Below are 26,195 nucleotides of genomic sequence, written 5' to 3' on the forward strand. Positions count from 1 at the left end.
TTCTGGACGTAATTTCCCGCATTTTCCCCTTTCCGCCCGTGATGTCCCCGGTTAATGATGGGCCATCGGGATGAACTCCAGGCCGTATCCGCGGGGGATCGGCCGGCTTGCGCGCGAGCGTGGGTCGGGGGTGGAGCCTTTCGTCTTCGAGCGGGGTATTCGGCGTGGCGGGAGGGCCGTCAAATTACGTGGGACAGGGCTTTTCGCCGCGCGGCGAAAAGGGTCGCTTCGTCCTGCCCTCCGATTTCCGCGCCGATGTCCGCGACGCGTCTGACGGTCAGCGCATCCTCTGCATCGACAAGCATCACCGCCTGCCCTGCCTGGTCGGCTTCGGCCTTTCCCGCAGCGAACAGTTCGCCGCCGACATCGACCGCGAAGAGGACAAGGCGCTTCGCCTCGGCCTTGACTTCGATCGCGACATGCGTGCCGCGCAGCTCTACGGCTTCCACCGCGCCAGCTTCGACGATTCCGGCCGCTTCGTCCTGCCCGACCACCTCGCCGAACTCGGCCAGGTGGAGGACGGACTGTTCTTCCAGGGTGGCGGCACCCAGATCACCATCTGGAATCCCCGCATCCTGCTCGAAATGGGGCCAGGCTGGGAAGCGGCGCAGGCCGGTTGCCGCGCCAAGATGGCGGATCTGGCGAAGGGGAAGCGCAAGTGACCGCGCCGGTGTCTTCGTCCGAAACCGGTCCCGCAACCGGATTCGGCCCGCACGTTCCCGTCCTGCTCGATGAAGTGGTGGAAGCGCTCGCGCCGTCGCCGGGCGACGTGATCGTCGATGCCACGTTCGGCGCGGGCGGCTATACCCGCCGCCTGCTTGCTGCCGGTGCCACCGTCCACGCCTTCGATCGCGATCCCGACGCAATCGCCGCCGGGCGGCGCTGGCCCGAGGCGCAGGGCGATGCGCCGCGCCTGGTGCTGCATCCGCGCCGGTTCTCGGAACTGGCCGAAGGGCTGGCCGAAGCCGGTGTCACCGCTGTGCAGGGCGTGGTGTTCGACATTGGCGTCAGCTCGATGCAGCTCGATCAGGCCGCGCGCGGCTTCGCGTTCTCGTCGGACGGCCCGCTTGACATGCGCATGTCGCAGGACGGGCCGAGCGCGGCCGATTTCCTCAACGAGGCGGACGAGCAGGCGATCGCCGACGTGCTCTACCGCTATGGCGAGGAGCGCCAGTCGCGCCGCGTGGCGCGCGCGATCGTGGCGGCGCGTCCGCTGGAAACCACCGGCCAGCTTGCCGCCGTTGTGCGCAAGGCGCTGGGCCATCGCCCCGGCGCGCCCAAGGACCCGGCCACGCGCAGCTTCCAGGCCATCCGCATCCATGTGAACGGCGAACTCGACGAACTCGTCGCCGGCCTTGCCGGGGCGGAACGGATGCTCGCGCCGGGCGGGCGGCTCGCCGTGGTCAGCTTCCACAGCCTTGAGGACCGCATCGTCAAGCAGTTCCTGCGCGAAGCGGCCGGCGCCATGCCCGCCGGATCGCGCCATCTGCCGCAGCTTGCCAGCACCGCGAAGCCGGTTTTCGAAAAGCCTTCGTCCGCCATCCGTCCCACCTCCGCCGAAGAGGCGCGCAATCCGCGCGCCCGCTCCGCCACCTTGCGCTGGGCGGTTCGCACCGCCGCCCCCGCGCGCGCCACATCCGGGAGCCTCGCCGCATGATCGTGACCGCCAACCGCCTGCGTTCGATCGGCTGGGTCGTCCTGCTCGCGCTGTGCGGGGCGGTGGTGCTGGCGCTGTCGTTCCGCGTCAACGCGCTGCGCAGCCAGGTGCATCGCGCGGAGCAGCGCATCGTCGCGCTCAAGCAGGAGAAGATGTACCTCGAAACCGAATTCGAAACGCGCGCCAACCAGCAGCAGCTCAAGTCGTGGAACGACATCGAATTCGGCTATGTGGCGCCCACCGCCGGGCAGTATCTTGAAAACGAACGGCAACTCGCCTCGCTCAGCAAGCCGGCCGATCCGGATGCACCCGCGCCGATCCGCGTCGCCTCGGCCGATGACAGCGTGATCGCCTCCGCCGCGTTCCCCGCGATGGTCTCGCCGCTCACCGGCAAGTCGGCGCAGGCGGAAGAAGCGATCGCGCAGACCGACGCGCCGGCGGCGCATGTCGATCACGCCACGGCCACCGCCGCGCTGGGCGAACGGCTTGGCACGGTCGGCCGTCCGCGCGCTGCCGAAGGCGCAGCGCCCGCCGCGAAGAAGAAGGCGGCCAAGACCGCTAACGGCAAATCTGTGGACAAGGGAGGCTCCGCCAAGTCCTCCGCCTCGCGCTCGGCCAGCGCCGCTGGCAAGCCCCGGACGGGAACGCCGCACAAGGAGGGCAGGATCAGCCGGTGAACGCGCTAACCGCATCCGCCGCGATCGCATCGGGCCGGGTCCAGCTGGCCAATGTCCGTCAGAGCGCGCTGCTGACGGCCAAAAAACGCGCGCTCTTTATCCTGCTCGCTTTCGTGTTCCTGACGGCCACGGCGCTCATGCGCGTCGTCCAGATCGGGCTGTTCGAAGGCAGCCCCGACCGGCGCTCGATGGCCGATGCGCTGGTGCCCGAACGCGGCGAGATCACCGACCGCAACGGCGTGGCGCTGGCGCGGGCGTTTCCGTCCTATTCGCTGTGGTACAACCCCAAGGCGTTCGGCGAAAAGGGCGGCAGCCCGCTGGTCAAGACGCCCGAAGAAGTGGCGCGCGCGCTGGTCCAGATCTTTCCCGATGCGGACTATGACGATCTCGTCCGCCGCCTGAAGTCCGACAAGCCCAGCTACCTGCGCAAGCGTGTCCTGCCCGAAGAGGCCAACCACGTCTTTGCCCTGGGCGAACCCGCGCTGGAATTCCCGCGCGAGAACCAGCGGTACTATCCGCAGGGCTCGCTCGCGGCGAACGTACTGGGCTTCGTCGATCTGGCGGGCAAGGGCCATGTCGGCATGGAGCAGGTGCTGGAACCGCGCCTGCTCGATCCGGCGCAGCGCGCGAATCCCGTGGCGCTGTCGATCGATGCGCGCGCGCAGGGGGCGCTCGAAGACGAACTCGGCCGGGGTATGCTGGAAAGCAACGCCAAAGGCGCGGCCGGCATCATCCTCGATGTCGATACCGGCGAAGTGATCGCGCTCGCATCGCTGCCCTCGTTCAATCCCAACCGCAGCGATCGCGTGTTCAACGGCCTGGTGTTCAACCGCGTGTCGAACCAGGTCTATGAACTCGGCTCCACGTTCAAGCCGATTACGGTTGCCGCCGCGATCGACGCCGGGGTCATCACCGATCTGTCGGTGCGCTATCCCACCGGGCCGCTCAATATCGGCGGCTTTACCATTCACGATAGCCACAACTTCGGCCCGTCGCTGAACGTGCCCGAAGCACTGGTTCATTCGTCCAATATCGTCACCGCGCAGATCGCCGACAAGCTCGGCGGACCAGCCCTTCGTCGCACAATGATGCAGCTCGGCATGAACGAGCGGCCCACGATAGAACTGCCTGCGCGGGGCTTCCCTCTCTGGCCGCGGGGAACCGATGCCAAGGGGGACTGGGCGCGGATCACTACGATGACCGTCAGCTACGGCCACGGCATCGCGGTGACCCCGCTCCATCTCGCCAGCGCCTATGCCGCGCTCGTCAACGGCGGCATCTGGCGCCCGGCCACGCTCTACAAGGTCGATCCGGCGCGCGTGCCGCCGGGCCGTCGCGTGTTCAAGGCGTCCACCAGCGCGCGCATCCGGCAACTGCTGCGCATGATCGTGGTGGATGGCACGGGCCGCAAGGCCGACGCTTCGGGCTTCCGTGTCGGCGGCAAGACCGGGTCGGCCGAAAAGCCGGGCGCGGGCGGCTATCGACGGACCTCGCTGGTCGCCACCTTCGCGGCGGCGTTCCCGATGGACAAGCCGCGCTATGTCGTGATCGCCATGCTCGATGAACCGCAGGGCACTGTGGCCACGTCCGGGCAGCGCACGGCGGCGTGGAATGCCGCGCCGATCGTCGGCCGGGTCGTGCCGCGCATCGGGCCGCTGCTGGGCGTCGTGCCCGATGCCAGCCGCGATGTCGATATTACCGACCTGTCGCCGCTGGTCGCCAACGGAGACGGGGAATGAAGCTGGGCATCATCGCGCACGAAGCCGGTTTCGCGCTGCCGAATGGCGCGGACGGCGATGTGACCGGCTTCGCCATCGATCACCGCAAGGTCGCGCCCGGCACCGTGTTCGGCGCGTTTGTGGGCGCGCGTTTCAATGGCGAGGATTTCATCGCCGATGCCGTGGCGGCGGGCGCCGTCGCCGTCGTCGCCCGGCCCGAAGCGGTCGTGCGGGGCGCGGTCCATATCGCCGATGCGCAGCCGCGCCGCGCCTTTGCCCGGCTCGCTGCGCGCTTCTTCACGCCCGTTCCCGAAACCGTGGTCGCCGTCACCGGCACCAACGGCAAGACCTCCACGGTCGAGATGACGCGGCAGCTCTGGCGCATGGCGGGCTATTCCGCCGCCTCGATCGGCACGCTGGGCGTGACCACGGCGGACGAATCCGTTTCCACCGGCCTCACCACGCCCGATATCGTCACGTTCCTTTCCAACATGACCGGCCTGGCGCGTGAGGGCGTGACGCATGTCGCCTACGAAGCGTCGAGCCACGGCCTGTCGCAGTACCGCAACGAGGGCCTGCGCGTCGTGGCCGGGGCGTTCACCAACCTTAGCCGCGACCATCTCGATTACCACGCGACGATGGATGATTACTTCGCTGCCAAGATGCGTCTGTTCGATGATGTCGTGGCCGATGACGGGACGGCGGTGATCTGGGCGGACGATGAGGCATGGTCCGGCAAGGCCGTGGCCCATGCGGCGGCGCGGGGGCTCAACCTGCTGACGGTCGGCGCGAAGGGCGATGGCATCCGCCTGCTGTCGCGCACGCCCACCCAACTCGGGCAGACGCTGGAGATCGAACACGGCGCCGAAGGCCAGCGCAAGACGCGCAAGGTCAATCTGCCGCTGATCGGCGCCTATCAGGCCGCCAACGCGCTGGTCGCGGCCGGGCTGGTGCTGGCTACTGGTGGCGATGCGGACCGCACGTTCGAGGCGCTCGGCCGGCTCCAGCCGGTGCGCGGGCGGCTGGAACGCGCCGCGATCAGCCGCGCCGGCGCGCCGGTCTACGTCGATTACGCGCACACTCCCGATGCGATCGAGGCGGCCATCGCCGCGCTGCGCCCGCACGTGAAGGGCCGCCTCATCACCGTGTTCGGCGCGGGCGGGGATCGCGATGGTGGCAAGCGCCCGGAAATGGGCCGTGCCGCCTGCGCCGGCTCCGATCTCGTCATCGTCACCGATGACAATCCGCGCGGCGAAGACCCGGCGGACATCCGCAAGGCCGTGCTCGCCGGCTGCACCGCCGGTGCGCGCGAGATCGGTGATCGCCGTGCGGCCATCGCCGCCGCCATTGCCGAGGCGACGGGGGATGACATCGTGCTGGTCGCCGGCAAGGGCCACGAACAGGGGCAGATCGTGGGCCGGGGCGACGCCACCCGCATCCTGCCGTTCGACGATGTGCAGGTGGCGCGCGAATGCGCCGGACCGGCCGGAGGGACCTGAACCATGAACGCCCACCCCGCCATGCTGAGCTGGCCGGTCGAAGCCGGTGACGATCTTGGCCTCGCCCTGTGGACCGCGCGCGACATCGCCGCCGCCACCGGGGGCACCGCATCGGGCGATTTCAGCGTCTCCGGCATCGAGATCGACAGCCGTGCCGTGGCCGAAGGCGATCTGTTCTTCGCTCTGAAGGGCGAAGCCGCCGACGGGCACCGCTTTCTGGAAGGCGCGTTCGGGCGCGGCGCGCAGGCCGCCGTGGTCGATCGCGATGTGTCGTGGCCGCACGTCCGCGTCGCCGATACCTTCCGCGCGCTCGAGGACCTGGGCCGGGCGGCGCGCGCGCGGGTGGACGCCGGGATCATTGGCGTCACCGGATCGGCGGGCAAGACCGGGGTCAAGGAAGCGCTCTATGCCGCGCTCGATCGCGGCAGCCGGGGCCGGGCGCACCGTTCGGTCAAGAGCTACAACAACCATGTCGGTGTGCCGCTCAGCCTGGCGCGGATGCCGGCGCGCACGCGCTTCGGCGTGTTCGAGATGGGCATGAACCATGCGGGCGAGCTGTCCGCGCTGACCCGGCTGGTCCGCCCCCATGTCGCCATCGTCACCACCATCGCCCCGGCGCACATCGGCCATTTCTCCGGCGAGGAGGCCATCGCCGACGCCAAGGGCGAGATTTTCGAAGGGCTGGAACCGGGCGGCACCGCGATCGTCCCGGCCGATAGCCCGCACTACGCCCGGTTGCGCGCCAAGGCGGAGCGCCACGCCGCGCGTGTGCTCGGCTTCGGTGTTTCGCGCGAGGCGCAGGTCCGGCTGATCGATGCAGTTCCTGCCCCGGGTGGCGGCACGCTCGTCACCGTCGATCTCGGCATGCGCAAGCTGTGCTACACCATCGCCATGCCGGGCGCGCACTGGGTCGCCAATTCGCTGGCGGTGATGGCGGCTGTCGAGGCGGTCGGCGGCGATCTTGGCGCGGCCGGGCTGGCGCTCGCGGAGATGGAAGGGCTGGCCGGGCGCGGCGCGCGCCATCGCATTCCCGCGCCGTGCGGCGATGGATCGGGCGAGGCGCTGCTGATCGACGAAAGCTACAACGCCAACCCCGCCTCGATGCGCGCCACGATCCTGCAACTGGGGGCCACGCCCGCGCGTCGGCGGATCGCCGTGCTGGGGGCGATGAAGGAACTGGGCGCCGACGAGGCGCGCTATCACCGCGAACTGGCCGTGCCGCTGATCGAGGCGGGTGTCGATCGGGTGATTCTGGTCGGTGCCGAAATGGCGCCATTGGCCGAGGCGCTGGGGAAAAGCGCCGCCGCGCCGCTTGCCCGGCGAATCGAGATGGCTCATGTGGAAACGACGGCGGAAGCGGCTGAACGCCTTGCTTCCGAAGGGGTCGAGGGTGGCGACGCCATGCTCGTGAAGGGTTCGAATTCGGTCGGATTGGGAGTGCTTGTCCGCGCGCTCACGGCCAGGGAAAACTGAATGCTCTATCTGCTGGCGCACTGGCTTCACTATGAAGGCCTGACCAATCTTTTCCGTTACCAGAGCTTCCGCGCCGGCGCCTCGCTGCTGACCGCGCTGTTCGTGGGCCTGCTGATCGGCCCGCGCTTCATCAACATGCTGCGCGTGCGGCAGGGCAAGGGCCAGCCTATCCGCGAGGACGGGCCGCAAAGCCACCTCGCCAAGCGCGGCACGCCCACCATGGGCGGGCTGATGATCGTCATCGCGCTCACGCTGGGCCTGCTGCTGTGGATGGACGTGACCAGCCGCTATGTCTGGGCCTGCCTGGTCGTCACGCTCGGCTTCGGTCTGATCGGCTTCCTCGACGATTACGACAAGGTCACCAAGTACGCGCACAAGGGCGTGCCGGCCAAGGTCCGCCTGCTTGGCGAATTCGTCGTCGCGGGCGTTGCCGCCTGGCTGGTGGTGGGGGAAACCAACCTCTACGTGCCGGTGTTCAGCAACCTCTATATCCCGCTGGGGCCGTTCTACTACGTCTTTGCTGCCTTCGTCATCGTCGGAGCGGGCAATGCCGTGAACCTGACCGACGGGCTGGACGGGTTGGCGACGATGCCGGTGGTGATTGCGGCGGGCACGTTCGCGATCATCGCCTACCTCGCCGGCCGCGTGGACTATGCGCATTATCTGGGCATTCCGCACGTTCCCGGCGCGGGCGAACTGGCGATCTACTGCGCGGCGGTGATGGGCGCGTGCCTTGCCTTCCTGTGGTTCAACGCCCCACCTGCCGCGGTGTTCATGGGCGATACCGGCAGCCTTGCGCTGGGCGGCACGCTGGGCGTGATCGCGGTGTCGGCGCATCACGAGATCGTGTTGGCGATCGTCGGTGGCCTGTTCGTGATGGAGGCCGTTTCGGTCATCATCCAGGTCTCGGTCTATAAGCGCACCGGCAAGCGCGTGTTCCGCATGGCGCCGATCCACCACCATTTCGAGCAGCTCGGCTGGAAGGAATCGACCGTCGTGATCCGCTTCTGGATCGTCTCGATCGTGCTGGCGCTGCTCGGCCTCGCCACGCTGAAGGTGCGATGATCCGGGCATGATCGTCTCCTCCGCCTTTGCCGGCAAGCGCTATGCGGTCCTTGGCCTCGCCCGGTCGGGGCTGACCAGCGTGGAAACGCTGCTGGCCAGCGGTGCGCAGGTGACGGCGTGGGACAACCGCGAGGAAGCCCGCGCCACGCTGGAAGGCCGGGCCACGATCGCCGATCCGCTGACGATCGACCTTGCCGGGTTCGATGGCGTGGTTGTCTCGCCCGGCGTGCCGCTTAACCGCCACCCCATCGCGGACTATGCCCGCGCCGCGGGGGTGCCCGTGATCGGCGACATCGAACTGTTCGCGCAGGCACGCGGCGATCTGCCCGCGCACCGTGTCGTCGCCATCACCGGCACCAACGGCAAGTCCACCACCACCGCGCTGGTGCATCACTTGTGCAAGAGCGCGGCGCTGCCGGTGCGCATGGGCGGCAACATCGGCCTGCCCGTGCTGGGGCAGGAGCCGCTGCCGGCCGGGGGCGTCTATGTGCTCGAACTGTCGAGCTACCAGATCGACCTGACCTATGGCCTGGCGGCGGACGTTGCCGCGCTGATCAATCTCAGCCCCGATCACCTCGACCGCTACGATGGCTTCGCCGGCTACGCCGCGTCCAAGGCGCGGCTGTTCGCCATGCAGCGCGCCGACCAGCACGCGGTGTTCGGCTGCGGCGATCCGCACACCCTGCGCATCGCCGAAGACGTAGCGGCTGGCCGGAGCGCGGGCTTCGTTCACGTCGTCGATCCGGCGGCGCTGGCGGGGCAGGCGGACTGGCCCTCGCTGCAAGGCCCGCACAACCTGCAAAACGCGGCCATCGCCGTGGAAATAGCGCGCCTGCTAGGCCTGAACGAAAGCCAGTGGCGCCCGGCGCTGCAATCGTTCAAGGGCTTGCCGCACCGCATGGAACGCGTGGCTGAGGCGCGCGGCGTGCTGTTCATCAACGACAGCAAGGCGACCAACCCTGCCTCTACCGCGCCCGCGCTGGCCGCGTTCCCGCGCATCCACTGGATCGTCGGCGGGCTGCCCAAGGGCGACGATCTCGACGAATGCGCGCCGTTCTTCGATCACGTCGTCGCGGCCTATACCATCGGCGAGGCGGGGCCGCGCTTCGCCGAGATCCTCGAGCCGGTGATGCCCGTCAGCCGCAGCGAGATGCTGTGCGATGCGGTCAGCCAGGCGATCGCCGCCGCGCGGCCGGGCGATGTCGTCATGCTCTCGCCGGCCTGCGCCAGCTTCGACCAGTTCCGCGATTTCGAAGCGCGTGGCGATGCCTTCCGCCAGATTGTGGAAGCGTTGACCGGCGGGCCGGGGGAAGGGTGAACGGCCGGCGATGAACACCACTCCCACACGCCTCGTCACCACCACCACGCGCGAAGGCGGGGTCCGCCTCGTCGGTGCGGCGCATCGTTTCCGCCGTACCCGGCGCAGCGAACTGCTGATCTGGTGGCGCGAGATCGACCGGGTGCTGCTCGGCCTGATCCTCACCCTGCTCACCGTCGGCGCGGTGGCCGTGGCCGCCGCATCGCCGGCCAGCGCGCACCGCCTGTCCACCGCGCAGAAGTCGCTGGGCGACCTCTATTTCTTCTGGATCCACCTGCGTTGGCTGGCGGTGGGGCTGACCGTGATGTTCATCGCCTCACTGCTGCCCCGCGAATCGGCGCGGCGGTTGGCGATCATGCTGTGCGGGGCGATGGTGCTGGCGCTCGTGCTGGTTCCACTGGTCGGCGGCGAGGTGAAGGGCGCCCGGCGCTGGCTTTGGATCGGCTTCAGCCTCCAGCCTTCGGAATTCCTGAAACCGGCTTTCGCGATCACCGTCGCATGGATTCTCTCGTGGCGCGTACGCGATCCCAACCTGCCGGTCATCACCATCTCGCTGGCCCTGCTCTGCACCATTGGCGGGCTGCTCATGCTCCAGCCCGATTTCGGCTCGACCGTGCTGTTCTGCGGCGTTTGGTTCGTGCTGGTGCTGCTCTCGGGCCTGCCGATCGCGCGGCTGCTGTGGGTTGCCGGCGGGGCCGTCATGCTGGTGATCGCCGCCTACCTGTTCTACCCCAACGCCACCCACCGCATCGACAATTTCCTCAACGGCGGCAGCGAGTTCGACCAGGTTGACCTTGCCATGCGCACGCTCGTTGCCGGCGGGTGGAGCGGGGCCGGGCTGTGGCTGGGCGCGCGCAAGAACGCGCTGCCCGAGGCGCATACCGACTACATCTTTTCGGTGATAGGCGAGGAATTCGGCCTGATCGCCTGTGCGGTGATCGTGATGCTCTACTGCGCGGTTGCCGTGCGCGTGCTGATGCGGCTGGTGGAAGAGGAAGACCTGTTTACCGTGCTGGCCGCCGCCGGGCTGACCGCGCAGCTTGTCGGGCAGGCGTTCATCAACATCCTCGTCAACTTGCAACTGTTCCCGTCCAAGGGCATGACGCTGCCGCTCATCAGCTATGGCGGTTCGTCCACCATCGCCCTGTTGCTCGGGGTCGGCTTCCTGCTCGCCATTACCCGCCGGAATCCCTATCTGACGCGCGAGTCATTCACGATCGGGGAGTTCCCGCGAAAATGAGCGCGGTATCACGGCATTATGTCCTCGCCGCTGGCGGTACGGGCGGGCACTTGCTGCCCGCCTTTGCGCTTGCTGTGGAGCTGGAACGGCGCGGCCATCACGTCGCGCTCGTCACGGACGATCGCGGTGCGAAGATACCGGGCAAGCCCGCGTTCATGCCCGCGCATGTCCTGCCGGCGGGCCGGCTGGGCAAGAACCCGCTCACGCTGCTGAAGGGCTTGCGCGCGATCTGGGCTGGCCGCGCCATGGCGCTGCGCCTGTTCGAAAGCTTCGAACCGTCCTGCGTGATCGGTTTCGGCGGCTATCCCGCGTTCCCGGCGCTGATCGCCGCGCAGTCCGCCGGTATCCCCACGGTGATCCACGAACAGAACGCGGTGCTGGGACGCGTCAACCGGCTGCTGGCGAAGCGCGTCAACGCCATCGCCACGTCCTATCACGAGGTCGACCGGCTCGATCCCAAGCTGTGGGGCAAGGTCCACCTCGTCGGCAATCCGGTCCGGCCCGAAGTGCTGGCGCTGCGTAGCGAGCCGTTCCCCGAATTTACCGAGGAAGGCTTGTTCCGCGTGCTTGTCACCGGCGGCAGCCAGGGCGCTTCGGTGCTGTCCGAAGTCGTGCCCGATGGCCTCGCCATGCTGCCGCCCGCCCTGCGCCATCGCCTGCAGGTCACGCAACAGTGCCGCGCGGAAGACCTGGAGGCCGTCCGCGCCCGCTATGCGGCGCACCAGATCCCGGCCGAACTCGGCACCTATTTCGAGGACATGGCCGGCCGCCTGGCCGAAGCGCACCTGTTCATTGGCCGCGCCGGCGCCTCGACCATCGCCGAACTCACCGCCGTGGGCCGTCCCGCCATTCTGGTGCCCCTGCCGATCGCCACCGACGATCACCAGGCCGCCAACACGCGCGAGATCGTTGCCGCTGGCGGCGCGCGCGCGATCCGGCAGACCGGCTTCACGCCCAAGGAACTGGCCAAGCAGATTCAGACCATGGCGCTTCATCCCCAATCCCTCGCCAACGCCGCGCATGCCGCCTGGAACTGCGGCCTGCCCAACGCCGTCACCGATCTGGCGGATCTGGTCGAAAGCTTCGGTGCGGCGCCGCTTCAGGACGTGATCCGGATGGAAGGCGGCAAGACAGCGACTTCGGAACAGGTCGCGCTGGGCGCAAGCGTGCCGCGCAACACCGGAGTCCGCGCATGAAGGGTGTCGGCACAGATATCGGCACGATCCATTTCGTCGGCATCGGCGGCATCGGCATGTCCGGCATTGCCGAAGTCATGCACAACATGGGCTATTCGGTGCAGGGTTCGGACATCGCCGAAAGCTATGTCGTCGAAGGTCTGCGCAAGCGCGGCATCGCGGTGATGATCGGCCACAAGGCGGAGAACGTCGAAGGCGCGGCCGTGGTCGTTACTTCCACCGCCGTCCGGCGCGAAAATCCCGAAGTTGTCGCCGCCCTCGAGGCGCGTGTGCCGGTGGTGCGCCGTGCGGAAATGCTGGCGGAGCTGATGCGGCTCAAGAACACCGTGGCCGTGGCCGGCACGCACGGCAAGACCACCACTACCTCGATGGTCGCGGCGCTGCTCGATGCGGGCGGGGTCGATCCCACGGTCATCAACGGCGGCATCATCAATTCCTACGGCTCGAACGCCCGCCTTGGCGCGTCGGACTGGATGGTGGTGGAAGCCGACGAAAGCGATGGTTCGTTCCTGCGGCTCGATGGCACGCTGGCGATCGTCACCAACATCGATCCCGAACACCTCGATCACTACGGCAGCTTCGACCGGGTGAAATCGGCCTTCGTCGAGTTCATCGAGAACGTGCCGTTCTACGGCGCGGCGATGCTGTGCATCGATCATCCGGAAGTGCAGGCGATCATCCCCAAGGTGCGCGACCGCCGCGTCATCACCTATGGCTTTTCCGCGCAGGCCGACGTGCGCGGCGAAGGCGTGACGCCGATTCCCGGCGGCAACCGCTTCACCGCCGTGCTGCGCCAGCGCGACGGCTCGTTCCGCCGCATCGAGGGCATTGAATTGCCCATGCCCGGCCGCCACAACGTGCAGAACGCGCTGGCCGCCGTGGCCGTTGCCGTGGAAATGGGCGTGTCGGATGACCTCATCCGCGCCGGCTTCGGCAAGTTCGGCGGGGTCAAGCGCCGCTTTACCAAGGTGGGCGAGATCGCGGTGGACGGTGGTTCGGCCGTGGTCATCGACGATTACGGCCATCACCCGGTCGAAATCCGCGCCGTGCTCGCCGCCGCGCGCGAAGGCGTGCAGAACCGGGTCATCGCCGTGGTCCAGCCGCACCGCTTCACCCGCCTGCGCGATCACATGGAAGACTTCCAGGGCGCGTTCAACGATGCCGACGTGGTCTATGTCGCGCCGGTCTATCCCGCCGGCGAAGCGCCGATCGAGGGCGTGGACGCAGCCGCGCTGGTCGAAGGCGTCAAGGCGCGGGGGCACCGTTCGGCGCACCTGATCGCCGGGGCGGATGCGCTGGCGCAGGAACTCGCGCCGCTGGTCCAGCCGGGTGACATGATCGTCTGCCTGGGCGCGGGCGACATCACCAAGTGGGCGGCGGGTCTGGCCGATGCGATTGCGCAGCAGCGGGGGGCGGCGTGAACGCCGATCGCATTCCTCGTAGCAAGCCGCCTCGTGGACGCGTGACAGCTTCCGCGCCGCTGGCACCGTTGGTGTGGTTCAAGACGGGTGGGGTCGCCGAAATACTGTTCGAACCTGCCGATACGGCGGATCTGTCCGAATTTCTTCAGGACATGAATCCCGAATATCCCGTGATGGCGCTCGGTCTCGGATCCAATCTGATTGTCCGCGATGGCGGCGTGCCTGGCGTTGTCATCCGCCTGGGCAAGGCCTTCTCCAAGGTCGAGAAGGTGGATGAAATCACCCTCAACTGCGGCGGTGGGGCGAGTGGCATCCTCGTTTCCAGCACGGCGCGCGATCATGGCATCGCGGGCCTCGAATTCCTCCGTTCGATCCCCGGCACCGTCGGCGGCTTCGTGCGCATGAACGGCGGCGCTTATGGCCGCGAGGTCAAGGACATCCTCATTGATTGCGATGTCGTGATCCGTTCGGGCGAAATCGTCACGCTGCCGGTGAGCGAACTCGGCTACACCTACCGCCATTCGAACCTCACCGACGGCTCCATCGTCGTTGCCGCGCGGTTCCGTGGGGTTCCGGGCGAACCCGCCGCGATTCAGGCCGAAATGGACCGCATTTCCGCCGCGCGCGAAGCCAGCCAGCCGCTGCGCAGCAAGACCGGCGGCAGCACGTTCAAAAACCCCGATGGGGCAAAGGCGTGGGAACTGGTTGACCGTGCCGGCTGCCGGGGTCTCACCGTGGGCGGGGCGCAGGTCAGCGAAAAGCATACCAACTTCCTCATCAACACCGGCACCGCCTCCAGCGCCGACATCGAGGCGCTGGGTGAAGAAGTGCGACGCCGGGTGAAGGAACAGTCGGGCGTGGAGTTGCAATGGGAAATCCAGCGGGTGGGCGAGCCGTGACCGGTTTGTATCTCGACACGAACGGAGACTGTTGAAGTGTCATTGCCCAAACTCCACGTCGCGGTCCTGATGGGCGGCTGGTCGAACGAACGGCCGGTCTCGCTGATGTCCGGCGAAGGCGTCGCCAGGGCGCTGGAAGAGCGTGGCCACACGGTCACGCGGATCGACATGGACCGCGCGGTGGCGCTGCGCCTGGCCGAAGCGAAGCCCGATGTCGTGTTCAATGCGTTGCATGGCGTGCCGGGGGAAGACGGCGCGGTGCAGGGGATGCTCGATCTGATGGGCCTTCCCTATACCCATTCGGGCATGGTCACTTCGGTCATCGCGATCGACAAGGAGCTGACCAAGCAGGCGCTGGTGCCGCACGGCATCGCCATGCCGCAGGGCACGATGGTCCGCACCCCCGATCTCCACCGCGCCGATCCGCTGCCGCGCCCCTATGTCCTCAAGCCCGTCAACGAAGGCTCGTCGGTCGGCGTCGCCATCGTCACCGCCGAGGGGAACTATGGCAACCCGATCAGCGCGGAGGCCAAGGGGCCGTGGCAGGAGTTCGACGAACTCCTGGCCGAACCTTATATCCGCGGCCGGGAGCTGACCACGGCGGTCATCGCCGGCGCCGATGGCCCGTGGGCGCTGGGCGTCACCGAGCTGCGGCCCAAGTCGGGCTTCTACGATTTCGACGCCAAATACACCGAAGGGATGACCGACCACATCTGTCCGGCCGAGATTCCGGCCGAGATCACCGAGGCTTGCAAGAACATGGCGCTGCGCGCGCACGTGCTGCTCGGCTGCAAGGGCACCAGCCGGTCCGATTTCCGCTGGGACGATGAACAGCCCGGCCTGTCGGGCCTGTTCTTGCTGGAAGTGAACACCCAGCCGGGGATGACCCCGCTCAGCCTCGTGCCCGAACAGGCGCGGCACGTGGGCATGAGCTATGCCGATCTGGTCGAGGCGATCGTGGCCGACGCGCTGGGCCTGACCGCCACGCAGGGCCTTGTTGCCGCGCAGGGGAAGGGCTGAACCATGGCGCAGACGATCCGGCGGAGCGGCAAGGGCGTGCGGCGCGCGGCGGCGGCCAAGGGCGCGCAGCGCAAGGTGGCCACCGCGAAGAAGCAGACCGGCAACGTCATCGATGGCGTGATGCAGTGGCTGCCGTTCAGCGAGGAGACGCTGCACCGGATCGTGCTGGCGGTGATCCTCGGCGTGGCGGCGATGCTCGTGTGGGTGGTCGCCAGCATGGCCGGCGTGCCGATGCTGGCGCAGGAAAAGCTGGCGCAGGTCGCTTCGGGCGCCGGGTTCGAGGTCAAGCGCGTCGAAGTGCGCGGCGTCAACCGCATGAACGAGCTGAAGATCTACGAAAAGGTGCTGGGCCAGCGCGATCAGTCGATGCCCCGGCTCGATATCGACGGGTTGCGCGGTGATCTGATGCAGCTTTCGTGGGTCAAGGACGCGCGCGTTTCGCGCCAGTTGCCTGATACGCTGGTGGTGGACATCGTCGAACGATCGCCCCACGCGGTGCTGCGCAAGGGCGGCAAGCTGGTGCTGATCGACGATACCGGGCACGAGCTCGAACCCGTTTCGGCCGCGCGCGCCAAGGGCATGCTGGTGCTGGAAGGCGAAGGCGCGGGTGAAAAGGTGCAGGATCTCGGGCGCCTGCTCGATGTCGCCCCGGCGCTGAAGCCGCAGGTCGCCGAAGCCGAATGGATCGGCAACCGTCGCTGGAACATCATGTTCAAGACCGGGCAGGTGCTGGCGCTGCCCGAAGGCGATGACCAGTCCGCAAGCGCACTGCTCGGCTTCGCGCGGATGGACGGGGTGAACCGCCTGCTCGGCGGCAAGGTGGCGAGCTTCGACATGCGCGCGTCCGATCGCATGTACCTGCGCGTGCCCGGCCACGCCGACGAAGTGGCGGCCGATCAGCGCGCCGCCGCCGAGGCCAAGGCGGCCGCGAAGAAGGCGGCGCAACTCGCCCGGGCGAAGGCGGCGGAGAAGGATCAGTAGGCCGTGGCGGCTCCGCGCATCACCAGGCTTTTCGCTGCGGTCAACATCGGCTCGTTCCGCGTCTCGGCGATGATCGCCGGGCTTTCGGAAACGGGCGAGATGATCGTGCTCGGATCGGGCCACCGCGCCGCGCAGGGGATCAAGCGCGGCTATGTGACCGATATGCAGGCCGCCACCCATTCGGTGCGCGACGCGATCGAACGGGCCGAGAAGATGGCCAACACCGGCGTGCAGAAGGTGTGGATCGGCTGCTCCGGCGCGGGGCTGGTGAGCACTACCGCCCGGGTCGAGGTGGACATCGGCGGCCGCCGCATCGAACAGGACGATATCGAGCATCTGCTCGTTGCCGGGCGCGAGGTGATCCAGCCCGATGGCCGTATGGTGCTGCACGCGCAGCCCGCGCACTACACGCTCGATGGCGCGCATGGCGTGCCCAACCCCAAGGGGCTCCATGCCGAACGGCTGGCGGTGGACATCCACGTCATGCTGGCCGATGGCGCGCCCATCCGGAACCTGACCGAGACCGTGCAGAACGCGCATCTGGAGGTCGAGGCCGTGGTCGGTTCGCCGGTTGCAGCGGGTCATGCCTGCCTGACGCCGGAAGAGCGCGAACTCGGCGTCGCGCTGGTGGAATTCGGCGCGGAAGTGACGACCGTTTCGGTCTATGCCGCCGGCATGTTGCTGGGCATGCAGGTCATCCCGTTCGGTTCGGGCGACATCACCGACGCCGTTGCCTCGGCCTTCGGTATCCGCCGCTACCAGGCCGAGCGGCTCAAGTGCATGTCCGGCTCGGCCATCGCCAGCCCGGCCGATCACCGCGAGATGATCCCGGTCAACGCGCCGGGCGATCCCGAAGGCGCGGGGCCGCTGGCGCGCCACGCGGACGACAAGAACCGCATTCCCCGTGCCGAACTGATCTCGGTCATCACCCAGCAGCTCGGACACTTCACAGAAGAAGTGGGCAAGGCGCTGAAAGGCATGGGTTTCTCAGGGCAGCGTGGCCAACAGGTCGTGCTGACGGGCGGGGGCGCGCAACTGCCGGGGCTGGCCGATTACGCGCAGTCCGCGCTCGGCCGCCCGGTGCGGATCGGCGCCCCGCCGACGATGATCGGCCTGCCGCCTGGCCTTGCCACGCCCAGTTCCTCCACGCTCGTCGGGCTGGTGCTCTATGCCGCCGCCGATCCGGTGGACATCCGCGCGGTTGGCCCAGCCTATCAGCCCAGCGCGCGCTATTCCGGCCTGGGACTCGTCACGCGGGTCTATCGGGCGTTGCGGGAATACTTCTGATGTGCGCGCCCGATCACGGCAAGTTATCCACCGCTGCGCGCCTGAATAGCGGATTTTGCGAACCATTCGGCCGCTCATCCTGTGGAAAAGGTCTATTTAACCTTTATTCGACGAATCCAACTGTGCCACAGGTCGGCTAAGTTCAACCGAAACGCACCCAACCCGAACGGGAGACCGCTATGAGCATCAACATCGGACCGCCGGCCATCGATGAGCTTCGGCCCCGCATCACGGTGATCGGTGTTGGCGGCGCGGGCGGAAACGCCATCGCCAACATGATCAGCGCCGGGATCGAAGGCGTCGATTTCGTCGTCGTGAACACCGATGCGCAGGCGCTGAACAACTCGATCGCCGAAAACCGCATCCAGCTTGGGCCGGCGATCACGCAGGGCCTGGGCGCGGGCGCGCGGCCCGAAGTCGGCCGCGCCGCCGCCGAAGAGACGATGGAAGAGATCGAGCGCGCGCTCGACGGCGTCCACATGTGCTTCATCGCCGCCGGGATGGGCGGCGGCACCGGCACCGGTGCCGCGCCGGTCATCGCCGAAGTCGCGCGCAAGAAGGGCGTGCTGACCGTGGGCGTGGTCACCAAGCCGTTCCTGTTCGAAGGCACGCGCCGGATGCGTTCGGCGGAATCGGGCATCGAGGAGCTGCAGAAGCACGTCGATACCCTGATCGTCATCCCCAACCAGAACCTGTTCCTGGTCGCCAAGGCGGAAACGACCTTCAAGGAAGCGTTCCAGCTGGCCGACGAAGTGCTGCAGCAGGGCGTGCGCTCGATCACCGACCTGATGGTCATGCCCGGCCTCATCAACCTCGACTTTGCCGACGTGCGCTCGGTAATGGGCGAAATGGGCAAGGCGATGATGGGCACGGGCGAGGGCGATGGCCCGAACCGCGCGCTCGAAGCGGCCGAACGCGCCATCGCCAACCCGCTGCTCGATGGCGTGTCGATGCAGGGTGCCCGCGGCGTGATCATCTCGATCATCGGCGGCGACGACATGAAGCTGCTCGAAGTCGACGAAGCGGCCAACCATATCCGCGAACTGGTCGATCCCAACGCCAACATCATCTGGGGTTCGGCGTTCAATCCGGATCTCGATGGCAAGATCCGCGTCTCGGTCGTGGCCACGGGTATCGAGCAGAGCGCCGAAATGGCCGAACAGGCCGCGCGCCCGCTCAACCTTCCCGGCGCCTCGCGCGGTCCGGCGTTCCCGACGACGGCCCCCGTCGCCGCGCCCGAACCCGCGCCGCCCGTGCAGCAGGCTCCCGAGCCCGTTCCTGCCTGGACGCCGCCCGTGGCGGAGGCCGCTCCCGAACCGGAAGCCCTCGACCTCACGCTCGATCTCAGCGAGGAACATGCCGCGCCCGTGCCGCCGGTTTCGGCGGCAGGCAACGACGAACTCGTGCTCGGCGGGTCCGAGGAAATCGGTGCTCCCCCGCGTTTCGGTGGCGAGGCATCCGACGCCCCGGCCGAACGCGCCACCCCGCGCGTGGCGCCGGGTGGCGGTGGCAGCACGCTGTTCGAACGCATGGCCAATCTTTCGCGTGGCAGCGGCAAGGCGGCCGATGACGAGGATGATGGCGGCGCACTGAATATTCCGCGCTTCCTCGGGCGTCAGAACAACCAGTAACGCGCGTCAGGACCTCCCGCCGCCGCAATTCGGACGGCGGGAGCGCCCGTTTCGCCGATCTGTTGTCGCCGGTTCTGCGGGATGTCGATAAGGGAGCGGCAACATGAGTCGCCATTTGTCGAAACGAACCGTCTGGCCGCGCGTTGCGGTCGGGCTCCTCGCCGCCTGCAGCGCTTCGGCGCTTTTCGCGCAACGTGCCACATCGGGTCCGGTCGACGAGAATGTGGACCAGCCGGAATCCGTGTCGCGCCCTGTGGTGCAACCCATCACCGGGCAGGTCGGCGGCACGCAGGCGCTCAACGCCGCGCTCAACCGGCTGGCGCGCGATCCGCGCAATATCGATGCCCTGATCGCGGCGGGTAACGCCGCGCAGCGTGTGGGCGACAGCGATGCCGCGCTGGGCTTCTTCAAGCGTGCGGACGAGGTTGCGCCGGGCAACGGCACGGTCAAGGCGCAGATCGGCGCGGCACTGGTCCGCGACGATCCGTTCTCCGCGATCCGCTATTTCGACGATGCCGAACGGGCAGGGGCCGATCTGTTTCCGATGGCGGCGGATCGCGGGCTGGCCTACGATCTGATCGGCGACAATGCCACGGCGCAGCGCTTCTACCAGGTCGCGCTCAGCCGTGGGCCCAATGCGGAAGTCGCGCGCCGCTACGCGCTCAGCCTCGCGATCGCCGGGGATCGGCGCGGATCGGAGAACGTGCTGAACCCGCTGTTGCAGACGCAGGACCGCGCGGCGTGGCGAACCCGCACGTTTATCATGGCGATCTCCGGCCAGCAGGATGAGGCGGTGTCGGTCGCCTATGCCTCGATGCCGCAGCAGCTTGCTGCCGGCATCACGCCCTATCTGCGCTACATGCCGCGGCTGACCCCGGCGCAGCAGGCCGCCGCCGCCAACCTCGGGCGATTCCCGCGCGCGGCGGATATTGGCCGTGATGAGCCGCGCGTCGTGCAATATGCCGCGCTCCATCCGCGCGCGCCGCGTGCCGATACCGCGCTGATTCCGACGGGCGAGGCGTTGGGGACGCAGGCGGCGGACCGGCCCAGCCGCGAAAAGCGCCGCCGTCCGGGCCGGGCGGAACCGGTGCGCGTTGCATCGGCGACGCCCGCGCCGACGGCCTCCTCCCCGACCCGCCCGGCAACGGGCGTCGGCGTGTCGTTGTTGCCGACGCCGTCGCCTGCGCCGGCACCGGTGCCGCCCCCCGTTCCCATGCCGTCGCGCACGGTCACGCAACCGCNNTGCGCCTGTTTCGGCGGCCGCTTCCGCGCCCGTGCAGGTGGCGACGGCGGCGTCTCCATCCGTCGGCTCGACCGCCGCGTTGCAGCCGACGGGCGAGCGGCCGCTGGTGATTCCGCGCCCCTATCCGGCCTCGCGGCTCGACGGGCCACCGCCTGCCAGCAGCATCCCGCCCGCCGCGATGACCGCGCCGGCACCTGCCCCGGCTGCGGTCCAGGTCGCCACGGCCGCCGCTACGCCTACTCCGACGCCCGCGCCCGCGCCCGCGCCAGCACCAGCGCCCACTCCCGCACCCTCCCCGGGTTTCGATCTGTCGCGGGTGCAGGGCAGCACCGCCACCGCCCAGGCTGTTCCGACACCGGCTCCGGCCGCCACACCGCCCCCCGCGCCGACTCCGGCTCCCGTGGCCGAACCACCGGTTCAGGTCGCGGCGGTCGCGCCATCCGCGGCGCCACCGCCCACCGCGATTGTCGAACCGGCCCGGTCTTCGCCCACAGCATCCGCGCCGCCTGCCGATGCCGCCGATTTCCGCAGCCTGTTCGAAGGGTTCCGCCCGCCCGAAGAGGAGCGGCATCAGGCCGTGGCCGCGGTCGACATCTCGCGCATCCAGCCCGCGCGGCCCAAGCCTCCCGAGGAGAAGCCGGCCCCGGTCAAGGCCGCCGAATCCAAGCCCGCCGAACCCGAACCTGCCGATCGCACGACGCGGCGTCGCGGGCGCGCTGCAGCCACCGAGGAGGAGGCCACCTCCGCGCCCGGCCCGCGCGGGCGCGAAACCGCGTCGGACATCCGGGGCAGAGGCTCCAAGGATGCGAAGGACGCCAAGGAAACCAAGGGAGCTAAGGGCAAGGGCGCGAAGGCCCGTCCGCCCGCCAATCCCAGCCGCGTCTGGGTGCAGGTGCTGACCGGCGCCAATCGCGATGTGATGGGGCGTGAATGGCAGCGCCTGGTGCGCGAGGCGTCCGTGCTGCGAGCGCGCAAGCCCTATATCACGCCGTGGCGCAGCAATTTCCGGCTGCTGACCGGTCCGTTCGACAGCGACGACGACGCGCAGGCCTTCCTCAACCAGCTGCGCCGCGCCGGCGTCAGCGGCTTCCAGTGGACCAGCCCGGCGGGGCAGGCAGTCGATCCGCTTCCCGCGCGCTAGGGCGCCCGCGCGGGCTTTCGCATCCGAACCGGATGTTCACCCCTTGTCCACATGTTATAAACAGCCTTGTCGAGTTTTGCCCAACGACGGGTTAACCGTTGATTGTCCCCAGCCCCGCGCTCCGCGATGGGTCAGGGCAGGCGAACGGCAGATTGCTCGTTTGCGATGGATGGAGTGTCTGATGCGGACCGGTCACGACGAAAGCGAACGCGATGACGCGGCGCCCGTCGACATGCTCGCCTCGCTGTTCGAGGCGCGCGGCTGGCCGTTCGAATTCGTTTCGGACGACGAGATACTGGGCGAGATCCAGGGCAGCTGGGCCAATTACCAGATTCGTTCGATCTGGCGCGCCGAGGACCACGTTCTGCAGATTCTCTGCCTGCCCGATATCCGCGTGCCCGATGACAAGAAGGGCGCGGTCTTCGAGGTCATGGCGCTCATCAACGAACAGGTCTGGCTGGGCCATTTCGATATCTGGTCGAACGGCGGCGTGCTGCTCTATCGCCACGGCCTGATGCTGGGCGATGACGGGCTGCTCAGCCTCACCCAGGCGCAGACCGCGATCGAGGCGGCGGTCGACGAATGCGACCGTTTCTACCCGGCGTTCCAGTTTATCCTGTGGGGCGACAAGACCCCGGCCGATGCCTTGGCCAGCGCGCTGGTGGACGCCGCCGGGGAAGCCTGACGGGTTTCAGCCCGCGTGCGTGAGTCCGGAAGCGGGCGGGCGCCGCCCGAGATCGCGTTTCAGCACGTGCACCGTATAGCGGGCGTCGTTGTGGATTGCATGGCGGACGGTGTGCGGAACCACGGCGAGGGCCGCCAGTGCCAGCATACCCCACAGGGCGATTGCCAGCGGCGCGCTCCACATGAGTCCGCGCACCAGTTTCGCCCTCGTTTGCGTGTCGGTGTTGTCCATGGCGATCACCATACCGCGCCCGGCATGACCGAAGGCTGAGGGCCGAATGAAAATCCGGACAGGATTGCGGCACCGGCGCCGGATGCCATCGCGTCGATCGTCATTGGCCATTTGAAAACATCCTGATCGAGCGCGCTCTTGCCTTTGGCGCGATCCTGGACCAGTCGCGGTTCCGAAATCGCGGCGCAGGAGACAGATCATGACGGTGCAGATCCTTCAGTTCGGGTGTGGCAACATGGGCGGCGCCATGCTCGCGGGCTGGCTGGCGGCGGGCTCCGATCCGGCGGCGTTCACCATCGTCGATCCCCGGCTGGAAGCCGCGCCGGCGGGCGTGCGGCTGGTGCGCTCGATCGCCGAGGCCACGGGCGCTTATGATGTGGTCCTGCTGGGGTTCAAGCCGCAGCAGTTCGCCGATGCCATGGTTACGGTGCGGCCGTTCGTGACCCAGGGAACGCTGCTTCTCTCCATTCTCGCCGGGGTCGATCTCGCCACGCTGCGTGGTGCCTTTCCCGATGCCGGGGCGGTGGTGCGCGTCATGCCAAATCTCGCCGCCGCGCTCGGCAAGTCGCCGATCGCGCTGTTCGGCGATGCGCAAGGGGATGCGCGCGCGCTCACCGATAGCCTGATGGCGCCGCTGGGGCAGGCCGAATGGCTGGCCGGAGAAGGCCAGATGGACCTCGTCACCGCGCTGGCCGGGTCCGGGCCGGCGTTCGTCTACCGCTTCATCGATGCGCTGGCAGAGGCGGCGGCGTCGCTCGGCCTCGCGCGCGAACAGGCGGATCGCCTGGCGCTGGCCATGGTCGAAGGCGCGGCGGCGCTGGCGGCCTCGTCCGACCATTCGCCCGGCGAGCTCGCCCGCCGCGTGGCGAGCCCCGGCGGCGTAACGCAAGTCGGCATCGACGTGCTCGATGCCGATCGCCGGCTGGTGCGCCTGCTCGAAGACACCCTGCGCGGCGCGCGCGATCGCAGCGCGGAAATGACCGAACAGGCGCGCGGGGCGGCGAAGTAGGTCTTGTTGGTTCGGTGTTGCCGCAAGCCTTCGATGTCCATCGAAGGCGCCGCATCACCTCTCCCGCAACAAATTCTTACAATTCGCGACCGGTTCCCGGTTCCGGTTTCGCTTGAAACCCGCCCGCGATGCTACGATATTGCCGTGTATCGGGCATTGTGCCCGGCAACGGAGTTTTGGAAACAATGGCAAACTGGAACGATCCTCAGCCCACTCGGACGGGCTTCGGCGCGTCTCCGAGCCTTTCCGGCGCCTATGGTCGCGGCGAAGTCTTCGACGCCGGCCTGCGGCGGTACATGCTTTCGATCTACAACTACATGGCTTCGGGCGTGCTGCTTTCGGGCATTGTCGCGCTGTTGTTCGCCACCACCGGCATGGCCGCGGCGGTGTTCGGCACGCCGCTGCGCTGGCTCGTGGCGCTCGCGCCGCTGGGCTTCGTCATGGTGATGAGCTTCGGCGTCAACCGCCTGTCCACCGCTGCCATGCAGGGCCTGTTCTGGGCCTTCAGCGTGGTGATGGGCATGTCGCTGTCGGCGATCTTCTTCGTCTATACCGGCCCTTCGATCGCGGTGACGTTCTTCGCCACCGCAGGCGCTTTCGCCGGTCTCAGCCTGTTCGGCTATACCACGAAGAAGAGCCTTTCGGGCATGGGCAGCTTCCTGATCATGGGCCTGTTCGGCATCCTGATCGCGTCGCTGATCAACATCTTCCTGCGCTCGCCGGGCCTTGCCTGGGGCATCAGCTTCCTGGGCGTGCTGATCTTCGCGGGTCTGACCGCCTATGACACGCAGCGCCTCAAGGAAACCTACGCGCAGGTCGCCGGCACCGATTTCGTCGGCAAGGCGGTCGTGCTGGGTGCGCTGACGCTTTACCTGGACTTCATCAACATGTTCCAGTTCCTGCTGCAGTTCATGGGCGATCGCCGCTGATCTGCGGAACGCGCGGGCATTTGTTGCCCTGAAGCGCGGGCCTGACGCGCCACAGTGTGGACAAAACGGGATGCCCGGCGGCCGGAAAGGGTCGCCGGGCATTTTCTTTGCCGTCTCGCGGGGTTACAGCGCTGCTTCATCTTGGAGACAGGCAGCGGCAGGCATGGTCGCGCGCTTCGGGCTCTTCGGGGGAGTACAGATGTTCCGTTTTTCGCGCCTTTCGGGGCCAGCTATCGTTACCGGCGGCACGGTTGCCGTTCTGACCGTCGCACTCGCGTCCTGCGCGCCCAAGGTCGTCCCGCCGCCGCCTCCGCCGCCCCCGCCGCCGAAGGTGGTCATCATTCCGCCCAAGCCGATGCCGCCCAACGGCGCCAGCAACAACCTTGCCTTCCCGGCAGCCGATGCCAACGGGCTGCGCGAATCCGTCAACCGCAACATCTCGCCGTCGCAGATGCTGTGGAACCTACGTTCGGCGTACAACGTGGCCGCGCTCAACTGCAACGAACCCAAGCACGCCAACATTCTGGTGCGCTATCGCGTGTTCCTGAAGAACCATGCGCGCACGCTCACGGCCGCGAACAAGAAGGTCGATGAGGAATTTCGCAAGAAATATGGCGCGCGCTTCACCGCTCCGCGCGAACAGTACATGACGGCGGTTTACAACCACTTCGCGCTGCCGCCCACGCTGCCTCATTTCTGCGATGCCGTGCTGGCGGTCAGCGAGGATGGCGAAGCCGTGAAGTCGGTCGATCTGGAAGCCTTCGCGGTGCGCAGCCTGCCGAACATCGAAGTGGTGTTCGACGATTTCTACCGCCGCTACGAACAGTACCGCATCGATCTGGCCGCATGGCAGGCGCAATACGGCCAGCCCGTGGCTCAGCCGGCCTCGGCCGTGGTGCTTCCGGCCACTGCGGGCGGCGGAACGGGCACCTCGCCAAAAAAGTGATTTTTGGTCTTTCATCGGCGGGAGGGCTGCGCTAAGGGGCGCGCTCCCGCCGGTCCATGGCGTGTCATGGGCAGGCGGAAGATACTGGGAACGGGGCCGTAGCTCAGCTGGGAGAGCGCGTCGTTCGCAATGACGAGGTCAGGGGTTCGATCCCCCTCGGCTCCACCAGTATTCTTAACCGGCCTCTTGTCGGGTGCTATCAAGAGGTGAGGGCGGCAGCCGCAGAGCCGCGCCGACCTCAATCGAAACAGCGCCCTACCGCCGGACACCAGGACCCATGCATTTTCTCGATCAGGCCAAGATTTTCATCCGTTCGGGCGCCGGCGGCCCCGGCGCGGTCAGCTTCCGGCGGGAAAAGTACGTCGAATATGGCGGCCCCGATGGCGGTGAAGGCGGCAAGGGCGGCGATATCGTGTTCGAGGCGGTGGCCGGCCTCAATACCCTGATCGATTTCCGTTACACCCAGCATTTCAAGGCGCAGCGCGGCATGGGCGGCGCGGGCAAGAACCGCACCGGCGCGGGCGGCAACGATCTTGTCATCAAGGTGCCGGTGGGCACGCAGGTGCTCGACGACGATCGCGAAACCGTGCTGGCAGACCTGATCGAGGCCGGCCAGCGCATCACCCTGCTGCGCGGCGGCGATGGCGGGCGCGGCAACGCCAGCTACAAGACCAGCACCAACCGCGCGCCGCGCCAGTCCGGGCCGGGCTGGCCGGGGCAGGAAATGTGGGTCTGGCTGCGGCTGAAACTGCTGGCCGATGCGGGTCTTCTGGGCCTGCCCAACGCCGGCAAGTCCACCTTCATCAACCAGATCACCAATACCAAGGCGAAGGTCGGCGCCTATGCCTTCACCACCACGCGGCCGCAGCTCGGCGTGGTGCGGCACAAGGGGCGCGAGTTCGTCATCGCCGACATCCCCGGCCTGATCG

23 protein-coding genes and 1 tRNA gene are annotated in these 26,195 nt (G+C 68.0%); 23 read left to right on the forward strand and 1 reads right to left on the reverse strand.

Going from position 1 to position 26,195, the window contains the following annotated elements; all coding sequences use genetic code 11:
* Window positions 1-188 precede the first annotated feature (188 nt).
* From B3547_RS02215 to B3547_RS02300, 18 genes are all read left to right on the forward strand, one after another.
* Window positions 189-662 (forward strand): division/cell wall cluster transcriptional repressor MraZ, encoded by a 474-nt coding sequence (locus B3547_RS02215; protein WP_223806585.1) that lies wholly within the window; start codon window positions 189-191, stop codon window positions 660-662.
* Window positions 659-1,657: a 16S rRNA (cytosine(1402)-N(4))-methyltransferase RsmH gene (gene rsmH, locus B3547_RS02220; RefSeq protein ID WP_292959794.1), complete on the forward strand. Its 999-nt coding sequence runs from the start codon at window positions 659-661 to the stop codon at window positions 1,655-1,657. Before B3547_RS02215 ends, rsmH begins: the two co-directional genes overlap by 4 nt.
* A complete protein-coding gene (locus tag B3547_RS02225) occupies window positions 1,654-2,334 on the forward strand; it encodes a hypothetical protein (protein WP_124809015.1) in 681 nt (226 codons plus the stop codon). Before rsmH ends, B3547_RS02225 begins: the two co-directional genes overlap by 4 nt.
* The gene (locus B3547_RS02230) at window positions 2,331-4,073 is read left to right on the forward strand and encodes a peptidoglycan D,D-transpeptidase FtsI family protein (RefSeq protein WP_124809016.1); all 1,743 of its coding nucleotides are present in this window, start codon (window positions 2,331-2,333) and stop codon (window positions 4,071-4,073) included. Before B3547_RS02225 ends, B3547_RS02230 begins: the two co-directional genes overlap by 4 nt.
* Window positions 4,070-5,551, forward strand: coding sequence for a UDP-N-acetylmuramoyl-L-alanyl-D-glutamate--2,6-diaminopimelate ligase (locus B3547_RS02235; RefSeq protein WP_292959795.1), 1,482 nt, complete (start codon window positions 4,070-4,072; stop codon window positions 5,549-5,551). The genes B3547_RS02230 and B3547_RS02235 overlap by 4 nt, the downstream gene beginning before the upstream one ends.
* Before the next feature lie 3 nt (window positions 5,552-5,554).
* The gene (locus B3547_RS02240) at window positions 5,555-7,024 is read left to right on the forward strand and encodes a UDP-N-acetylmuramoyl-tripeptide--D-alanyl-D-alanine ligase (protein WP_292959797.1); all 1,470 of its coding nucleotides are present in this window, start codon (window positions 5,555-5,557) and stop codon (window positions 7,022-7,024) included.
* Window positions 7,025-8,089 carry a phospho-N-acetylmuramoyl-pentapeptide-transferase gene (gene mraY / locus B3547_RS02245; RefSeq protein WP_124809019.1) on the forward strand — a complete coding sequence of 355 codons (1,065 nt, stop codon included), beginning with the start codon at window positions 7,025-7,027 and terminating at the stop codon, window positions 8,087-8,089. It abuts the gene before it with no gap.
* A gap of 7 nt (window positions 8,090-8,096) precedes the next feature.
* Entirely contained in the window at window positions 8,097-9,407 is a 1,311-nt protein-coding gene (gene murD / locus B3547_RS02250; RefSeq protein WP_292959798.1) for a UDP-N-acetylmuramoyl-L-alanine--D-glutamate ligase, read from the forward strand.
* Window positions 9,408-9,417: 10 nt separating this feature from the next.
* On the forward strand, window positions 9,418-10,647 hold the full coding sequence (locus B3547_RS02255; protein WP_124809021.1) for an FtsW/RodA/SpoVE family cell cycle protein: 1,230 nt from the start codon (window positions 9,418-9,420) through the stop codon (window positions 10,645-10,647).
* On the forward strand, window positions 10,644-11,843 hold the full coding sequence (gene murG / locus B3547_RS02260; RefSeq protein WP_292959800.1) for an undecaprenyldiphospho-muramoylpentapeptide beta-N-acetylglucosaminyltransferase: 1,200 nt from the start codon (window positions 10,644-10,646) through the stop codon (window positions 11,841-11,843). Before B3547_RS02255 ends, murG begins: the two co-directional genes overlap by 4 nt.
* A complete protein-coding gene (gene murC, locus B3547_RS02265; protein WP_292959802.1) occupies window positions 11,840-13,264 on the forward strand; it encodes a UDP-N-acetylmuramate--L-alanine ligase in 1,425 nt (474 codons plus the stop codon). The genes murG and murC overlap by 4 nt, the downstream gene beginning before the upstream one ends.
* A 41-nt stretch (window positions 13,265-13,305) precedes the next feature.
* Window positions 13,306-14,163, forward strand: a complete 858-nt coding sequence (murB, locus tag B3547_RS02270) for a UDP-N-acetylmuramate dehydrogenase (RefSeq protein WP_292959803.1) — start codon at window positions 13,306-13,308, stop codon at window positions 14,161-14,163.
* Between the two features lie 36 nt (window positions 14,164-14,199).
* Entirely contained in the window at window positions 14,200-15,183 is a 984-nt protein-coding gene (locus B3547_RS02275) for a D-alanine--D-alanine ligase (RefSeq protein WP_292959804.1), read from the forward strand.
* A 3-nt stretch (window positions 15,184-15,186) separates the two neighbouring features.
* Window positions 15,187-16,164 carry a cell division protein FtsQ/DivIB gene (locus B3547_RS02280; RefSeq protein WP_124809026.1) on the forward strand — a complete coding sequence of 326 codons (978 nt, stop codon included), beginning with the start codon at window positions 15,187-15,189 and terminating at the stop codon, window positions 16,162-16,164.
* A 3-nt stretch (window positions 16,165-16,167) separates the two neighbouring features.
* Window positions 16,168-17,451 carry a cell division protein FtsA gene (gene ftsA / locus B3547_RS02285; RefSeq protein ID WP_125957106.1) on the forward strand — a complete coding sequence of 428 codons (1,284 nt, stop codon included), beginning with the start codon at window positions 16,168-16,170 and terminating at the stop codon, window positions 17,449-17,451.
* 179 nt (window positions 17,452-17,630) lie between these two features.
* Entirely contained in the window at window positions 17,631-19,082 is a 1,452-nt protein-coding gene (gene ftsZ / locus B3547_RS02290; RefSeq protein WP_292959806.1) for a cell division protein FtsZ, read from the forward strand.
* Window positions 19,083-21,106: 2,024 nt separating this feature from the next.
* Window positions 21,107-21,466, forward strand: coding sequence for an SPOR domain-containing protein (locus B3547_RS02295; protein WP_292959816.1), 360 nt, complete (start codon window positions 21,107-21,109; stop codon window positions 21,464-21,466).
* A gap of 181 nt (window positions 21,467-21,647) precedes the next feature.
* Window positions 21,648-22,151: a YbjN domain-containing protein gene (locus B3547_RS02300; RefSeq protein WP_124809030.1), complete on the forward strand. Its 504-nt coding sequence runs from the start codon at window positions 21,648-21,650 to the stop codon at window positions 22,149-22,151.
* A 6-nt stretch (window positions 22,152-22,157) separates the two neighbouring features.
* Here the strand turns inward: B3547_RS02300 and B3547_RS02305 are convergent, their stop codons facing one another.
* Complete coding sequence (locus tag B3547_RS02305; RefSeq protein ID WP_292959807.1) at window positions 22,158-22,493, reverse strand: hypothetical protein; 336 nt, start codon at window positions 22,491-22,493, stop codon at window positions 22,158-22,160.
* A gap of 88 nt (window positions 22,494-22,581) precedes the next feature.
* On the opposite strand from B3547_RS02305, the gene proC reads away from it, so the two are divergent.
* The 5 genes from proC to obgE form a co-directional block, all read left to right on the forward strand.
* Entirely contained in the window at window positions 22,582-23,391 is an 810-nt protein-coding gene (proC, locus tag B3547_RS02310; protein ID WP_292959808.1) for a pyrroline-5-carboxylate reductase, read from the forward strand.
* 185 nt (window positions 23,392-23,576) lie between these two features.
* On the forward strand, window positions 23,577-24,320 hold the full coding sequence (locus B3547_RS02315; RefSeq protein ID WP_124809032.1) for a Bax inhibitor-1/YccA family protein: 744 nt from the start codon (window positions 23,577-23,579) through the stop codon (window positions 24,318-24,320).
* 199 nt (window positions 24,321-24,519) lie between these two features.
* Window positions 24,520-25,266 (forward strand): hypothetical protein, encoded by a 747-nt coding sequence (locus B3547_RS02320; RefSeq protein ID WP_292959809.1) that lies wholly within the window; start codon window positions 24,520-24,522, stop codon window positions 25,264-25,266.
* Window positions 25,267-25,358: 92 nt separating this feature from the next.
* A tRNA-Ala gene (locus tag B3547_RS02325) sits at window positions 25,359-25,434 on the forward strand.
* A 109-nt stretch (window positions 25,435-25,543) separates the two neighbouring features.
* Window positions 25,544-26,195: GTPase ObgE (gene obgE / locus B3547_RS02330; protein WP_292959811.1), on the forward strand; the 652-nt coding region annotated here is incomplete at its 3' end.

Origin of the sequence: Novosphingobium sp. UBA1939 (assembly GCF_002336885.1) — a bacterium.
Taxonomy (GTDB): Bacteria; Pseudomonadota; Alphaproteobacteria; order Sphingomonadales; family Sphingomonadaceae; genus Novosphingobium.

Coding starts and splice junctions, on each gene's coding strand:
- murG (WP_292959800.1), top strand. CDS start 10,644: ATGAGCGCGGTATCACGGCATTATGTCCTCGCCGCTGGCGGTACGGGC.
- murC (WP_292959802.1), top strand. CDS start 11,840: ATGAAGGGTGTCGGCACAGATATCGGCACGATCCATTTCGTCGGCATC.
- B3547_RS02240 (WP_292959797.1), top strand. CDS start 5,555: ATGAACGCCCACCCCGCCATGCTGAGCTGGCCGGTCGAAGCCGGTGAC.
- B3547_RS02320 (WP_292959809.1), top strand. CDS start 24,520: ATGTTCCGTTTTTCGCGCCTTTCGGGGCCAGCTATCGTTACCGGCGGC.
- B3547_RS02255 (WP_124809021.1), top strand. CDS start 9,418: ATGAACACCACTCCCACACGCCTCGTCACCACCACCACGCGCGAAGGC.
- B3547_RS02305 (WP_292959807.1), bottom strand. CDS start 22,493: ATGGCCAATGACGATCGACGCGATGGCATCCGGCGCCGGTGCCGCAAT.
- B3547_RS02235 (WP_292959795.1), top strand. CDS start 4,070: ATGAAGCTGGGCATCATCGCGCACGAAGCCGGTTTCGCGCTGCCGAAT.
- B3547_RS02225 (WP_124809015.1), top strand. CDS start 1,654: ATGATCGTGACCGCCAACCGCCTGCGTTCGATCGGCTGGGTCGTCCTG.
- B3547_RS02300 (WP_124809030.1), top strand. CDS start 21,648: ATGCGGACCGGTCACGACGAAAGCGAACGCGATGACGCGGCGCCCGTC.
- ftsZ (WP_292959806.1), top strand. CDS start 17,631: ATGAGCATCAACATCGGACCGCCGGCCATCGATGAGCTTCGGCCCCGC.
- murD (WP_292959798.1), top strand. CDS start 8,097: ATGATCGTCTCCTCCGCCTTTGCCGGCAAGCGCTATGCGGTCCTTGGC.
- proC (WP_292959808.1), top strand. CDS start 22,582: ATGACGGTGCAGATCCTTCAGTTCGGGTGTGGCAACATGGGCGGCGCC.
- mraY (WP_124809019.1), top strand. CDS start 7,025: ATGCTCTATCTGCTGGCGCACTGGCTTCACTATGAAGGCCTGACCAAT.
- B3547_RS02315 (WP_124809032.1), top strand. CDS start 23,577: ATGGCAAACTGGAACGATCCTCAGCCCACTCGGACGGGCTTCGGCGCG.
- B3547_RS02280 (WP_124809026.1), top strand. CDS start 15,187: ATGGCGCAGACGATCCGGCGGAGCGGCAAGGGCGTGCGGCGCGCGGCG.